At 61.4% G+C, this 12,978-nt stretch carries 10 protein-coding genes; 7 read left to right on the forward strand and 3 right to left on the reverse strand.

The genetic code is table 11. From position 1 onward, the window contains the following. The first annotated feature begins 216 nt into the window (after window positions 1-216). From CAF73_RS06575 to CAF73_RS06605, 7 genes are all read left to right on the forward strand, one after another. Window positions 217-1,218, forward strand: a complete 1,002-nt coding sequence (locus CAF73_RS06575) for a phosphate ABC transporter substrate-binding protein PstS (RefSeq protein WP_085696751.1) — start codon at window positions 217-219, stop codon at window positions 1,216-1,218. A gap of 424 nt (window positions 1,219-1,642) precedes the next feature. Beyond that, window positions 1,643-3,676, forward strand: coding sequence for an ABC transporter permease subunit (locus CAF73_RS06580; protein ID WP_170929696.1), 2,034 nt, complete (start codon window positions 1,643-1,645; stop codon window positions 3,674-3,676). Window positions 3,677-3,691: 15 nt separating this feature from the next. Continuing rightward, window positions 3,692-5,362 carry a phosphate ABC transporter permease PstA gene (gene pstA / locus CAF73_RS06585; protein WP_085696755.1) on the forward strand — a complete coding sequence of 557 codons (1,671 nt, stop codon included), beginning with the start codon at window positions 3,692-3,694 and terminating at the stop codon, window positions 5,360-5,362. A 143-nt stretch (window positions 5,363-5,505) separates the two neighbouring features. Continuing rightward, window positions 5,506-6,339, forward strand: coding sequence for a phosphate ABC transporter ATP-binding protein PstB (gene pstB / locus CAF73_RS06590; RefSeq protein ID WP_085696757.1), 834 nt, complete (start codon window positions 5,506-5,508; stop codon window positions 6,337-6,339). A gap of 65 nt (window positions 6,340-6,404) precedes the next feature. After that, window positions 6,405-7,166: a phosphate signaling complex protein PhoU gene (gene phoU / locus CAF73_RS06595; protein ID WP_085696759.1), complete on the forward strand. Its 762-nt coding sequence runs from the start codon at window positions 6,405-6,407 to the stop codon at window positions 7,164-7,166. Between the two features lie 189 nt (window positions 7,167-7,355). Continuing rightward, entirely contained in the window at window positions 7,356-8,312 is a 957-nt protein-coding gene (locus CAF73_RS06600) for a response regulator (protein ID WP_085702297.1), read from the forward strand. 184 nt (window positions 8,313-8,496) lie between these two features. Continuing rightward, complete coding sequence (locus tag CAF73_RS06605; RefSeq protein ID WP_085696763.1) at window positions 8,497-9,393, forward strand: M23 family metallopeptidase; 897 nt, start codon at window positions 8,497-8,499, stop codon at window positions 9,391-9,393. A 6-nt stretch (window positions 9,394-9,399) separates the two neighbouring features. Here CAF73_RS06605 and CAF73_RS06610 read toward each other — a convergent pair whose 3' ends face one another. The 3 genes from CAF73_RS06610 to phoB all read right to left on the reverse strand — a co-directional run bounded on the left by CAF73_RS06610 (window position 9,400) and on the right by phoB (window position 12,902). Beyond that, window positions 9,400-10,740, reverse strand: coding sequence for a hemolysin family protein (locus CAF73_RS06610; RefSeq protein ID WP_007954342.1), 1,341 nt, complete (start codon window positions 10,738-10,740; stop codon window positions 9,400-9,402). A gap of 111 nt (window positions 10,741-10,851) precedes the next feature. Beyond that, window positions 10,852-12,138, reverse strand: coding sequence for a phosphate regulon sensor histidine kinase PhoR (gene phoR, locus CAF73_RS06615; RefSeq protein WP_234206561.1), 1,287 nt, complete (start codon window positions 12,136-12,138; stop codon window positions 10,852-10,854). Window positions 12,139-12,212: 74 nt separating this feature from the next. Continuing rightward, complete coding sequence (gene phoB / locus CAF73_RS06620) at window positions 12,213-12,902, reverse strand: phosphate regulon transcriptional regulator PhoB (protein ID WP_003229608.1); 690 nt, start codon at window positions 12,900-12,902, stop codon at window positions 12,213-12,215. Between the last annotated feature and the right edge of the window lie 76 nt (window positions 12,903-12,978).

Below are 12,978 nucleotides of genomic sequence, written 5' to 3' on the forward strand. Positions count from 1 at the left end.
CCACGCTCTGCGTGGGAATGCATCCCGTGACGCTCCGCGTCACGTCTTGAAGCGGACGCGGAGCGTCCATGGCGGCGTTCCCACGCAGAGCGTGGGAACGATCTGTCACGACATGCTGGCCTTTCATCCAATTGTCATATTTCAGCCATAGAGTGTTCACACGGCCTGCTGATACTTGGCCCCGACTTAACACACCCTATCTGCTAGGAGTAAGGCATGAAACTGAAGCGTTTGATGGCGGCAATGACTTTTGTCGCTGCTGGCGTTGCGACTGCCAACGCGGTTGCCGCTGTTGACCCTGCTATCCCGAGCTACACCAAGACCACTGGTGTGTCGGGCAACCTGTCCAGCGTCGGCTCCGATACCCTGGCCAACCTCATGACCCTCTGGGCTGAGAACTACAAAAAAGAATACCCGAACGTAAACATCCAGATTCAGGCCGCAGGCTCCGCCACTGCGCCACCTGCGCTGACTGAAGGCACCTCCAACCTGGGCCCGATGAGCCGCAAGATGAAGGACACCGAACTGGCGGCCTTCGAGCAGAAATACGGCTACAAGCCAACCGCTATCCCGGTTGCCGTGGACGCCCTGGCTGTATTCGTGCACAAGGACAACCCGATCCAGCACCTGACCATGGAACAGGTTGACGCGATCTTCTCGTCCACCCGTCTGTGCGGCGCCAAGACCGACGTGAAAACCTGGGGTGACCTGGGCGTGACCGGCGACCTGGCCAACAAGCCGGTTCAACTGTTCGGTCGCAACTCGGTATCCGGCACTTACGGCTACTTCAAGGAAGAAGCCCTGTGCAAAGGCGACTACAAGCCTAACGTCAACGAACAGCCAGGCTCGGCTTCGGTTGTGCAGTCGATCAGCTCCTCGCTGAACGGCATCGGTTACTCGGGCATCGGCTACAAGACCGCCAGCGTGAAAACCGTTGCTCTGTCGAAGAAAGGCAGCACTGACTTCATCGAAGACAGCGAAGAAAACGCCCTGAACGGCAAGTACCCGCTGTCGCGTTTCCTGTACGTATACGTCAACAAAGCCCCGAACAAGCCTCTGGCCCCGCTGGAAGCCGAGTTCGTGAAACTGGTTCTGTCGAAACAGGGTCAGGAAGTGGTCGTGAAAGACGGCTACATCCCACTGCCAGCCAAAGTTGCTGCAAAAGCACTGGCTGACCTGGGTCTGAAGGAAGGCGGCGCTGAAGTCGCAAAAAAGTAACAAACTGAGTCAGGGGTGAACCCCGCCTGACTCATGTGTGGGGCCCGGCCCGCAAGCGGCCCGGCCCCCACACTCCCCGAATTCTTCTATCCACTGCCAGTGCCCTGCTGGCGGCGGATTTGGTGCGTCACTGCATTGTCATCTTTCTGTCATACAGGATCGCTAGGGTGTGCGCATGAATGATCTGGCCAATTCCAAAATGACTACGAACCCTCCCAAGCGCATTGACTTCAATACGCCTGAGTTGCAACGCAAGCGCCGCATTCGCGCGCTCAAGGATCGCTTCACTCGCTGGTACGTCCTCGTCGGCGGTCTGGCGGTGCTGGCAGCCATCACCCTGATCTTCTTCTTCCTCGCCTATGTGGTTGCGCCGTTGTTCAAAGGTGCTGACCTGACCGCGAAAGATGCAATCACCCCGGCCTGGATGCAGGACGCCGGCAAGCCGCTGATGATTTCGCTCGAAGAGCAGAATCAGGTGGCCATGCGCGTTTCCGACAAGGGCCAGGCGCTGTTCTTCGACATCGACAGTGGCGCTGAATTGAAGCGCGTCGATCTGCCTTTGCCGGCAGGCACCAGTGTGACCTCCATCGGCGAAGACCAGCCGGGCCATCCGCTGGTGGCCGTGGGCCTGTCCAACGGTCAGGCGCTGGTGTTCCGTCACACCTATAAAGTCAGCTACCCGGAAGGCAAGAAAACCATCACCCCGGCGATCGAGTTCCCGTACGGCGAAGCGCCGATTGCGCTGAACGAGAGCGGCGGTGCACTGGAGCACGTCAGCCTCAACGCCACCGACTCGACCCTGATGCTGGTCGGCTCCACCGGTTCGCAACTCAATGTGTTGTCGCTGACCAGCGAAGAAAACATGATGACCGGCGAAGTCACCAACGAGCAGAAGCGTATCGATCTGCCGCAGATGACCGAGCCTGTGAAAAACATCTTCGTCGACCCGCGCCAGCAGTGGCTGTACGTGGTCAACGGGCGTGCCCAGGCCGACGTGTTCAGCCTGCGCGACAAGAGCCTCAACGGTCGCTACAAATTGCTGGAAAACGGCGAAGCCGAAGTCACTGCCGCCACCCAGCTGGTGGGTGGCATCTCGCTGATCGTCGGCGATTCCAAGGGTGGCCTGGCCCAGTGGTTCATGGCTCGCGACACCGATGGCGAGCTGCGCCTGAAGCAGATCCGCACCTTCCAGATGGGCACCACGCCGATCGTTGAAATTACCGCTGAGGAGCGTCGCAAAGGCTTCCTGGCCCTGGACGCCAGCGGCAAGCTCGGCGTGTTCCACAGCACCGCGCATCGCACCCTGCTGGTCGATCAGGTGGTCGAAGGCCAGGGCCTGTTCGGTCTGTCGCCACGGGCCAACCGCGTGATCGTCGAAGCCGGCGGCAAGCTGCAACCGCTGCTGCTCGACAACCCGCACCCGGAAGTGTCGTGGAGCGCGCTGTGGAGCAAGGTCTGGTACGAGAACTACGACGAGCCTAAATACGTCTGGCAATCGACTGCGGCCAACACCGATTTCGAGCCGAAACTGAGCCTGTCGCCACTGACTTTCGGCACCCTGAAAGCCGCGTTCTACGCGATGCTGCTGGCTGCTCCGCTGGCCGTCGCCGCTGCGATCTACACCGCGTACTTCATGGCCCCGGGCATGCGCCGCAAGGTCAAGCCGGTGATTGAGCTGATGGAAGCGATGCCGACGGTGATCCTCGGCTTCTTCGCCGGTCTGTTCCTCGCACCGTATGTGGAAGGGCACCTGCCGGGCATCTTCAGCCTGCTGATGCTGCTGCCGATCGGCATTCTGCTCGCCGGGTTCACCTTCAGCCGCCTGCCTGAATCGATCCGCCTGAAAGTCCCGGACGGCTGGGAAAGTGCGCTGCTGATCCCGGTGATCCTGTTCGTGGGCTGGCTGTCGCTGTACATGAGCCCGTTCATGGAGAACTGGTTCTTCGGCGGTGACATGCGCCTGTGGATCTCCCACGACCTGGGCATCACCTACGACCAGCGCAACGCACTGGTGGTCGGTCTGGCCATGGGTTTCGCGGTGATCCCGAACATCTACTCGATCGCCGAAGACGCCGTGTTCAGCGTCCCGCGCGGCTTGACCCTGGGCTCGCTCGCCCTCGGTGCCACGCCGTGGCAGACCATGACTCGCGTGGTGATCCTGACCGCCAGCCCGGGCATCTTCTCGGCGCTGATGATCGGCATGGGCCGTGCGGTCGGCGAAACCATGATCGTGCTGATGGCCACCGGCAACACCCCGGTCATGGAAATGAACCTGTTCGAAGGCCTGCGCACCCTGGCCGCCAACGTGGCGGTGGAAATGCCGGAGTCGGAAGTCGGCGGCAGCCACTACCGCGTGCTGTTCCTCTCGGCGCTGGTGCTGCTGCTGTTCACCTTCATCATGAACACCCTCGCGGAACTGATTCGTCAGCGTCTGCGCAAGAAATACTCGTCGCTTTAAGAAAGGTAGAAGTCTGTGAAACAGAACTCCCTGAAAGGATGGTTCAAGAGCGGCGCCCCCGGCGTCTGGATCAGCGGTGGCGCGGTGTCCATCGCGGTCATCATGACCATTGGCCTGCTGGCGGTGATCGCCGTGCGCGGTCTGGGTCACTTCTGGCCGGCGGATCTGATCCACGCCAGCTATGACGTACCCGGCCAGGGCCAGCATCTGGTCGTGGGCGAAGTGGTGCAGAAAGAAGAAGTGCCGCGCGCCCGTCTGAAGAGCGCCGGCCTGCCGGTGCCTGACGAAGGTCCGGAATTCATGACCCGCGAGTTGATCAAGGTTGGCAACCGTGACCTGAACGGCAACGACTTCACCTGGATCGTCGGCGAGTGGCTGACCAACCAGACGAACCCGCCGGAGCTGATGGCGCTGGAGCGCCGTGAGTGGGGCAACTTCTACGGCTACCTGGTCAACGTCAAGCAGGACGGCAAGGTGATCGCCGAAGGTGAAGCGGCCTGGCCTGAGCTGCAAGCGCGGATCAACCGCGTGAATGGCCTCGCCGCGCAGCTCAAGTCGCTGGAAAAAACCGACATCGGCGCGATCAACGCCGGCCTCGAGCGCATCCGTCTGCACGGTCGCAAACTGGAACTGGAAGGTAAACTCGACGCCACCGCGCAAGCGGACATGGACGCCGAACGTGCCGAGCTGAACGCCCGCTATCAGGACGTCGAAGCCCGTCTGACCGATCTGCACGCACAGTTCAACCGCGACGCTTTGACCGCTCGCGATGCCAACGGCAAGGAAGTCGAAATCGGCCTGGGCAAAGTGGTTCACGCCTACCAGCCGAACGCCATGGGCACGATGACCAAGATCGGTTTCTACTTCAACAAGGTCTGGGAATTCCTCTCCGACGACCCCCGTGAAGCGAATACCGAAGGCGGGATTTTCCCGGCGATCTTCGGCACCGTGATGATGACTTTGATCATGGCGATGATCGTGACCCCGTTCGGCGTGCTGGCGGCGGTTTACCTGCGTGAATACGCCAAGCAGAACACCCTGACCCGGGTTATCCGGATTGCGGTGAACAACCTGGCGGGTGTTCCGGCGATTGTTTACGGCGTATTCGGTCTGGGCTTCTTCGTCTACGTGCTGGGCGGTTCGCTCGACCGTCTGTTCTTCCCGGAAGCGCTGCCGGCACCGACCTTCGGTACGCCGGGCCTGCTCTGGGCGTCGCTGACCCTGGCACTGCTGGCGGTGCCGGTGGTGATCGTGGCCACTGAAGAAGGTCTGGCGCGGATCCCGCGGACCGTGCGCGAGGGCTCGCTGGCTCTCGGCGCGACCAAGGCTGAAACCCTGTGGAAGATCGTTCTGCCAATGGCCAGCCCGGCCATGATGACCGGCATGATCCTCGCCGTGGCCCGTGCCGCGGGTGAAGTGGCGCCGCTGATGCTGGTGGGTGTGGTGAAACTGGCGCCGTCGCTGCCGGTGGACGGCAACTACCCGTACCTGCACCTGGACCAGAAGATCATGCACCTGGGCTTCCACATCTACGACGTCGGCTTCCAGAGCCCGAACGTCGAAGCCGCACGACCGCTGGTGTACGCCACCGCGTTGCTGCTGGTGCTGGTGATTGCCGTGCTCAACCTGTCGGCAGTGTGGATTCGTAACCACCTGCGCGAGAAGTACAAGGCGCTGGACAGCTGATTTGCAGCACTGATTTCTATGTGGGAGCGAGCTTGCTCGCGAAGGCATCACCGCGGATTCACAGAGACACCGCGTTGCCTGAATCGCCAGCAGGCTGGCTCCCACAAAAAACGAACCGAATTTGTTAGCACAGGGGATCTCCCATGCAGCACGAAACACATACCCACGGCATCAACATGTCTGCCCTGGGCCGCGACAAGCAGAGCCTGAACCTCGAGCAGGAAACCGTGGCCATCGAAGTGCCGGGCCTGAGCCTGTTCTACGGCGACAAACAAGCGCTGTATGACGTCAGCATGAACATCCCGAAACAGCGCGTGACCGCCTTCATCGGCCCGTCCGGCTGCGGCAAGTCCACGCTGCTGCGTACCTTCAACCGCATGAACGACCTGGTGGACGGCTGCCGCGTCGAAGGCGCGATCAACCTGTACGGCAACAACATTTACCGCAAGGGCGAAGACGTGGCCGAGCTGCGTCGCCGGGTCGGCATGGTGTTCCAGAAGCCGAACCCGTTCCCCAAGACCATCTACGAAAACGTGGTCTACGGTCTGCGCATCCAGGGCATCAACAAGAAGCGCATCCTCGATGAAGCCGTCGAGTGGGCACTCAAGGGCGCGGCCCTGTGGGACGAAGTGAAAGACCGTCTGCATGACTCGGCCCTCGGCCTGTCCGGTGGTCAGCAACAGCGTCTGGTGATCGCCCGTACCATCGCGGTGGAACCGGAAGTGCTGCTGCTCGACGAACCGTGCTCGGCACTCGACCCTATCTCGACCCTGAAAGTCGAAGAGCTGATCTACGAGCTCAAATCCAAGTTCACCATCGTCATCGTGACCCACAACATGCAACAGGCAGCGCGGGTGTCCGACTACACGGCATTCATGTACATGGGCAAACTGGTGGAATTCGGCGACACCGATACCCTGTTCACCAATCCGGCCAAGAAGCAGACCGAAGACTACATCACCGGTCGTTACGGCTAGCAGACACTGGTTGTCGCTCACTGAATTGACGCTCGCACCTTACCGGACGCTCCAAGGACGCCAACATGATTAGTAAAGAAGGCCTTACCCATCACATTTCCGCGCAGTTCAACGCCGAACTGGAAGAAGTGCGCAGCCACCTGCTGGCCATGGGCGGGCTGGTCGAGAAGCAGGTCAACGACGCGGTCACCGCGCTGATCGAGGCTGACTCGGGCCTGGCCCAGCAAGTGCGCGAGATCGACGACCAGATCAACCAGATGGAACGCAACATCGACGAAGAATGCCTGCGCATCCTGGCCCGTCGTCAGCCGGCGGCGTCCGACCTGCGTCTGATCATCAGCATCTCCAAGTCGGTGATCGACCTGGAGCGCATCGGCGACGAAGCGACCAAGATCGCCCGCCGCGCGATTCAGCTGTGCGAAGAGGGTGAAGCGCCACGCGGTTACGTCGAGGTGCGCCACATCGGCGACCAGGTGCGCAACATGGTGCGTGATGCGCTGGACGCCTTTGCCCGTTTCGACGCCGACTTGGCGTTGTCGGTGGCGCAGTACGACAAGATCATCGACCGCGAATACAAGACCGCCCTGCGCGAACTGGCGACCTACATGATGGAAGACCCGCGCTCTATCTCGCGGGTCTTGAGCATTATCTGGGTACTGCGTTCGCTGGAGCGGATCGGCGACCATGCGCGCAACATCTCGGAGCTGGTGATTTACCTGGTGCGCGGCACCGACGTGCGCCACATGGGCCTCAAGCGCATGAAGGAAGAAGTTGAAGGGACAAGTGGCGAAACCGCTAATGTTCCGGACGATGCTGACGATAAGTAAGATTGCCTGAGAAAAGCGCCCGGCCCTTTGGCCGGGCGTTTTTGTTTCTGCTTTCAGAAAGCGGATCCGAGTTGAAGAGCGAATTAAAAAGCAGCACCCGCGAACGAAAAGTCCCGGCGTGACTGAAGAGTTTTGGCAATGTGCCATCAGCCAGCGTTATGCTTGCCGGGATTTTAATAGGGGTGTTGGATGAGCAAGATCAGTGTGTTGGTCGTGGACGATGCATCGTTCATTCGTGACCTGGTGAAAAAGTGCCTGCGTAATTACTTCCCGGGGATCCGCGCCGAGGACGCCATCAACGGCAAGAAGGCTCAGGCCATGCTGGCCAAGGAAGCCTTCGACCTGGTGCTGTGCGACTGGGAAATGCCGGAAATGTCCGGCCTCGAACTGCTGACCTGGTGCCGTGAGCAGGACAACCTCAAGACCATGCCGTTCATCATGGTCACCAGCCGGGGCGACAAGGAAAACGTTGTGCAGGCGATCCAGGCCGGCGTCACCGGATACGTCAGCAAGCCGTTCACCAACGAGCAACTGCTGACCAAGGTCAAGCAGGCCCTGAACAAGGTCGGCAAGCTTGACACCCTGATGAACAGCGCTCCGACCAAGATGAACTCGGCATTCGGCAACGACTCCCTGAGCGCCTTGACCGGCGGCAAGGCTGCCGTAGCCGGTTCCGCACCGACTGCTGCTGCGGCCAACCCGTTTGCCAAGCCTGCCGCTGCGGCCCCGGCACCTGCCGCCGCGCCACAGCGCGGTCTGCTCAACAGCCCGCCAGTGAAAGCCCCGGCAGCCTCCAGCGCTCCGGCCGGTGGTCGCGGTCAGGGCCAACTGCGCCTGCCGAGCGGCACCCAGCAATGCGTGATCAAGGCCCTGAGCATCAAGGAAGCGCTGCTGGTGGTGAAACGCACCGACAACCTGCCTCAGGTCCTCGACAGCGCCGTGCTGGACCTTGAGCAGGGCGACAACGCCGAAATCGCCCGCCTCAACGGCTACCTGCACGCCGTCGTCGCCCACGAGCCGAAACCCGACAGCGACTGGTTGCAACTGACCTTCCGCTTCGTCGACCAGGACGCGCAGAAGCTCGACTACATCTCCCGCCTGATCGCCCGCGGCACGGCGCAGAAGCACTTCGTTCCAGGCGCGTAATCTTCGTCGCCTGACATTGATCGTTCCCACGCTCCGCGTGGGAATGCCTCAAGGGATGCTCCGCGTCCCCCCACGCAAAGCGTGGGGACGATCATTCACGCCAATTTGAAACATCTGTCGACTAGCCTGGTCTGCTTCAGCTGCTAGGCTCATTCCCAGGCCTTACTCGACAGAACTTTTGCCCATGCCCCTGCGCCTGCTGTTTTTCTGTGGTCTGTTCATGGCCTCCACCTCGACTGTGGCCATGACGATCTACAAGTCCACCGATGCCAACGGAGTGGTTTCGTACAGCGACCGTCCGAGCAAAGGCTCCCAGGTGTTCGTGTTTCAGGACCGGATGGTCGAGCGCCTTGAGCGCCAGGTCTATCTCGACATCAAGAAGCAGAAGGGCGCGGACGTGGTGTTCGTGCGCAACGACCTGTATGCGCCGGTCGAGGTTGCGCTGGCGTTTACCGGGTTGAGCAACGTGCGTGGCGCGCCGGCGCAAACGATCCGCCGGGTGCTGCCGGCGCGCAGCAATACGCGGCTGGCGCTGCTGACGGCGGTGTCCGGTGGCAAGCCGCTGGTGTACACGCCGATGTTCCAGTATTCCCTCGGTGACCCCGCTGGCGCGGCTCAGGGCTATCGCTATCCGTTTCCGTGGCGGGGCGGGCCGTTTCGTCTGAGTCAGGGCGCCAATGGCGACTACAGCCATTTCGGGCCGAAGAACAAATACGCGATGGACATCGCTATGCCGGTCGGCACGCCGATCATCGCCGCGCGAGCCGGGGTGGTGGTGAAGACCGAGAATTCCCAGAACGGGCGCGGCACCGATCCGTCCGGCAACTTCGTGCGGATATTGCACGACGACGGCACGATGGGCGTGTACCTGCATCTCAAGCAAGGATCGGTGAGTGTGCGGGAAGGTCAGCGGGTGACGGTGGGCAGTCCGCTGGCGCTGTCCGGCAACACCGGCAACAGCAGCGGTCCGCACCTGCACTTTGTGGTGCAGCGCAATACCGGGATGGGGCTGGTGTCGATTCCGTATCAGTTCAACCAGCCGCTGGGGGCGTTGCCCAACTTTGCGTTGGGCAAGCAGTAAACCCCGTCAGTCGAGCATCAGTACCTTGGCCAGAATGATCTTCGGACCTTTCATCTTCTTGATGATGATCCGCAGGCCTTCGACTTCCAGCACTTCTTCCTCTTCCGGCACCCGTTTCAGGGTTTCGTAGATCAGCCCGGCGAGGGTTTCGGCTTCGATGTGGTCCAGGTCGATCCCCAGCAGGCGCTCGACCTTGAACAACGGCGTATCGCCTCGTACCAGCAACTTGCCCGGCTGGTAGGCGAGGATGCCGCGCTCGGCCTTGCGGTGTTCGTCCTGAATGTCGCCGACCAGCACTTCCAGCACGTCTTCCATGGTCAGGTAGCCGATGATGTTGCCGTCGGCTTCTTCCACCACGGCGAAGTGCGAGCCGCCCTTGCGGAACTGCTCCAGCAGCTGCGACAGCGGCATGTGCCGCGACACGCGCTCCAGCGGGCGGGTCAGCTCGGCGAGGTTGAACGACTCGGGAATGTGATCCAGCGCCGCCAGTTCCAGCAGCAGGTCCTTGATGTGCAGCAGGCCGACGAATTCCTTGCGCTCGCTGTCGTACACCGGGTAACGACTGAACTTGTGGCGACGGAACATCGCCAGGATTTCTTTCAGCGGCGCGTTGAATTCGAGCGTAATCAGGTCTTCCCGGGAGTTGGCCCAGTCGACCACTTCCAGTTCGCCCATTTCCACCGCCGAGGCCAGTACGCGCATGCCCTGGTCGCTCGGGTCCTGGCCACGGCTGGAGTGCAGGATCAGTTTCAGTTCTTCACGGCTGTAATGGTGCTCGTGGTGCGGGCCGGGCTCACCTTGCCCCGCGATGCGCAGGATGGTGTTGGCGCTGGCGTTGAGCAGGTAGATCGCCGGGTACATGGCCCAGTAGAACAGGTACAGCGGCACCGCAGTCCACAGCGACAGCAGCTCGGGTTTGCGGATCGCCCAGGATTTGGGTGCGAGCTCGCCGACCACGATGTGCAGGTAGGAAATGATGAAGAACGCGGTGAAGAACGAGATGCCTTTGACGACTTCGGCCGACTGCACGCCGACCGCGCTCAGCAGCGGCTCGAGAATGTGCGCAAACGCCGGCTCACCGACCCAGCCCAGGCCGAGGGAGGCGAGGGTGATACCGAGCTGGCACGCCGAGAGGTAAGCATCGAGCTGACTGTGCACCGTGCGCAGGATGTGCCCGCGCCAGCCGTGCTGCTCGGCGATCGCTTCGACCCGGGTCGAGCGCAGTTTGACCATGGCGAATTCCGCCGCAACGAAGAAGCCGTTGAGCAGAACCAGGATCAGAGCGAAAAGAATCATGCCGAAATCGGCGAATATTGTTGCGAGGGACAAGCCAGGGGAAGGGTCCATGATGGAGTTTTGCGGGTTCCGTGTGATTCGAAGAAAGAAAAATCCGCACCTGAAAAGGCAGGCGCAAGTCAGCCAATGTAGCGGCTGACCTGGCGATTGCCTAGTCCGGCATTACTCAGCGGCGCTGATGACCCGTGCCTGAGCGATCTGGGCCGGAGCGAAATGGCAGGTAAACGTGCTCCCGTGACCGGGCACGCTGCTGATCTCCATCCGTGCGCGATGGCGCAGCAGTACGTGTTTGACGATGGCCAGACCCAGGCCCGTGCCGCCGGTGTTGGAGTTGCGGCTGGAGTCGACGCGGTAAAAGCGTTCGGTCAGGCGCGGCAGGTGTTTGCTGTCGATGCCGATCCCGGAATCCTGCACGCTGAGGTGTGCGCCTTGATCGTCGCCCCACCAGCGAATGCGGATATTGCCTTCGGCCGGCGTGTATTTGACGGCGTTGAACACCAGGTTGGAGAACGCACTGCGCAGTTCCGCCTCGCTGCCCTTGAGCAGAATGCGGGTGTCGGCTTCCAGGGTGATGTGCTGATTCTTTGAGCCGGACAACTGCTGCGCGTCGCTCTTGATCGACTGCAGCAAAGTGTCGATGTGCACCGGCTGATTGTCCGACGGGTAATCGGTGGCTTCCAGCTTGGCCAGCAGCAGCAGGTCGTTGAGCAGGGTTTGCATGCGGCCGCCCTGTTGTTGCATCTGCTGCAGCGCGCGGCTCCAGCGCGGGTTCACTTCCTCGACGTTGTCGAGCAGGGTTTCCAGGTAGCCGCAGATCACCGTCAGCGGCGTGCGCAGCTCATGGGAGACGTTGGCGATGAAGTCCTTGCGCATCTGTTCCAGCTGATGGATGCGTGTGACGTCGCGCACCAGCATCAGGTGTTCGTTGTTGCCGTAGCGCGTGAGGTACATCTGAATGCGCACGCGATCATTGGTCGGCGAGGGGATTTCCAGCGGCTCGGCGTAGCTTTCCTGCTCGAAGTATTCCTTGAAGCGCGGATGACGAACCAGGTTGGTCACGGGTTGACCGCTGTCTTGTGGGGTCTTGAGGCCGAGCAAGGTCTCGGCGGCGCGGTTCCACCATTCCAGATTGCCGTCGCTGTCGAGCATGATCACCGCGTCTTTCAGCGCGGCGGTGGACTCCTGAACGCGGTCGATCACCGCTTGCAGGCGTCCGCGTACCCGTTGGTCGCGGCGTTGCAGATGGTAGATGCTGTCGAACACCTCGCCCCACAGGCCGTAACCGTCGGGCGGTGCTTCATCGGGTTGGTGCAGGCGCAGCCATTCGTGCAGGCGCAGCAGTTGTTTGAGCGTCCAGGCCAGGTACAGGCCCAGGCCCGCTGCCAGACTCCAGCCGTAGTAGCCGGTGATCAGGCCGATTACCAGGCAGCCGGTGACCAGCAACAGCATGTGGCGAATCAGGGTGCCATGCCAGTTTTGGTTCACGGAAAATGCGGTCCTTGTCTGCGGGGCTGGCGCTCGGCTCAGGCTTTGGTGGAGAACCGGTAGCCGGTGCCGCGCACGGTTTGTACCAGGTTTTCGTAGGCGTCGCCGAGGGCCTTGCGCAGGCGCCGGATGTGCACGTCGACGGTGCGCTCTTCAACATAGACGTTGCCGCCCCAGACCTGGTCCAGCAACTGGCCGCGGGTGTAGGCGCGTTCCTGATGGGTCATGAAGAATTGCAGCAGACGGTATTCGGTCGGGCCCATCTCGGCCGGACGGCCGTCGATGGTCACGCGGTGGCTGATCGGATCGAGCAGCAGGCCGCCGACCTCGATTGGCGCTTCGCCATCGGTCGGGCCGGCGCGACGCAGCACGGCCTTCAGGCGCGCCACCAGTTCGCGTGGGGAAAACGGTTTGGTGATGTAGTCGTCGGCGCCGACTTCCAGGCCCTGGATCTTGTTGTCCTCTTCACCTTTGGCGGTGAGCATGATGATCGGAATGTCACCGGTCAGCTCGTCACGCTTGAGGCGGCGGGCCAGCTCGATGCCGGAGGTGCCCGGCAGCATCCAGTCGAGCAGAATCAGGTCCGGCTTGCGATCGACGATGATGGCGTGCGCCTGCTGCGAGTTCTCTGCCTCGAGGCAGTCATAGCCGGCCATTTCCAACGCAACGGCGATCATTTCGCGAATGGGCGCTTCGTCGTCGACGATCAGAATGCTCCTGCCAACCATGCCTTAATCCTCTTGTCATTTAACTGTCTTGCGCCGCATTAGATAACGGAATTATTGCAGTCGTGTGACAGTATTT

The organism is Pseudomonas sp. B15(2017) (genome assembly GCF_002113215.1).
Classification (GTDB): domain Bacteria; phylum Pseudomonadota; class Gammaproteobacteria; order Pseudomonadales; family Pseudomonadaceae; genus Aquipseudomonas.

What these genes read in the sequence shown, in the direction of transcription:
- CAF73_RS06575 (WP_085696751.1), top strand. Translation starts at nt 217, where the DNA reads ATGAAACTGAAGCGTTTGATGGCGGCAATGACTTTTGTCGCTGCTGGC.
- CAF73_RS06580 (WP_170929696.1), top strand. Translation starts at nt 1,643, where the DNA reads ATGCAGGACGCCGGCAAGCCGCTGATGATTTCGCTCGAAGAGCAGAAT.
- pstB (WP_085696757.1), top strand. Translation starts at nt 5,506, where the DNA reads ATGCAGCACGAAACACATACCCACGGCATCAACATGTCTGCCCTGGGC.
- phoU (WP_085696759.1), top strand. Translation starts at nt 6,405, where the DNA reads ATGATTAGTAAAGAAGGCCTTACCCATCACATTTCCGCGCAGTTCAAC.
- CAF73_RS06600 (WP_085702297.1), top strand. Translation starts at nt 7,356, where the DNA reads ATGAGCAAGATCAGTGTGTTGGTCGTGGACGATGCATCGTTCATTCGT.
- CAF73_RS06605 (WP_085696763.1), top strand. Translation starts at nt 8,497, where the DNA reads ATGCCCCTGCGCCTGCTGTTTTTCTGTGGTCTGTTCATGGCCTCCACC.
- CAF73_RS06610 (WP_007954342.1), bottom strand. Translation starts at nt 10,740, where the DNA reads ATGGACCCTTCCCCTGGCTTGTCCCTCGCAACAATATTCGCCGATTTC.
- phoR (WP_234206561.1), bottom strand. Translation starts at nt 12,138, where the DNA reads ATGCTGTTGCTGGTCACCGGCTGCCTGGTAATCGGCCTGATCACCGGC.
- phoB (WP_003229608.1), bottom strand. Translation starts at nt 12,902, where the DNA reads ATGGTTGGCAGGAGCATTCTGATCGTCGACGACGAAGCGCCCATTCGC.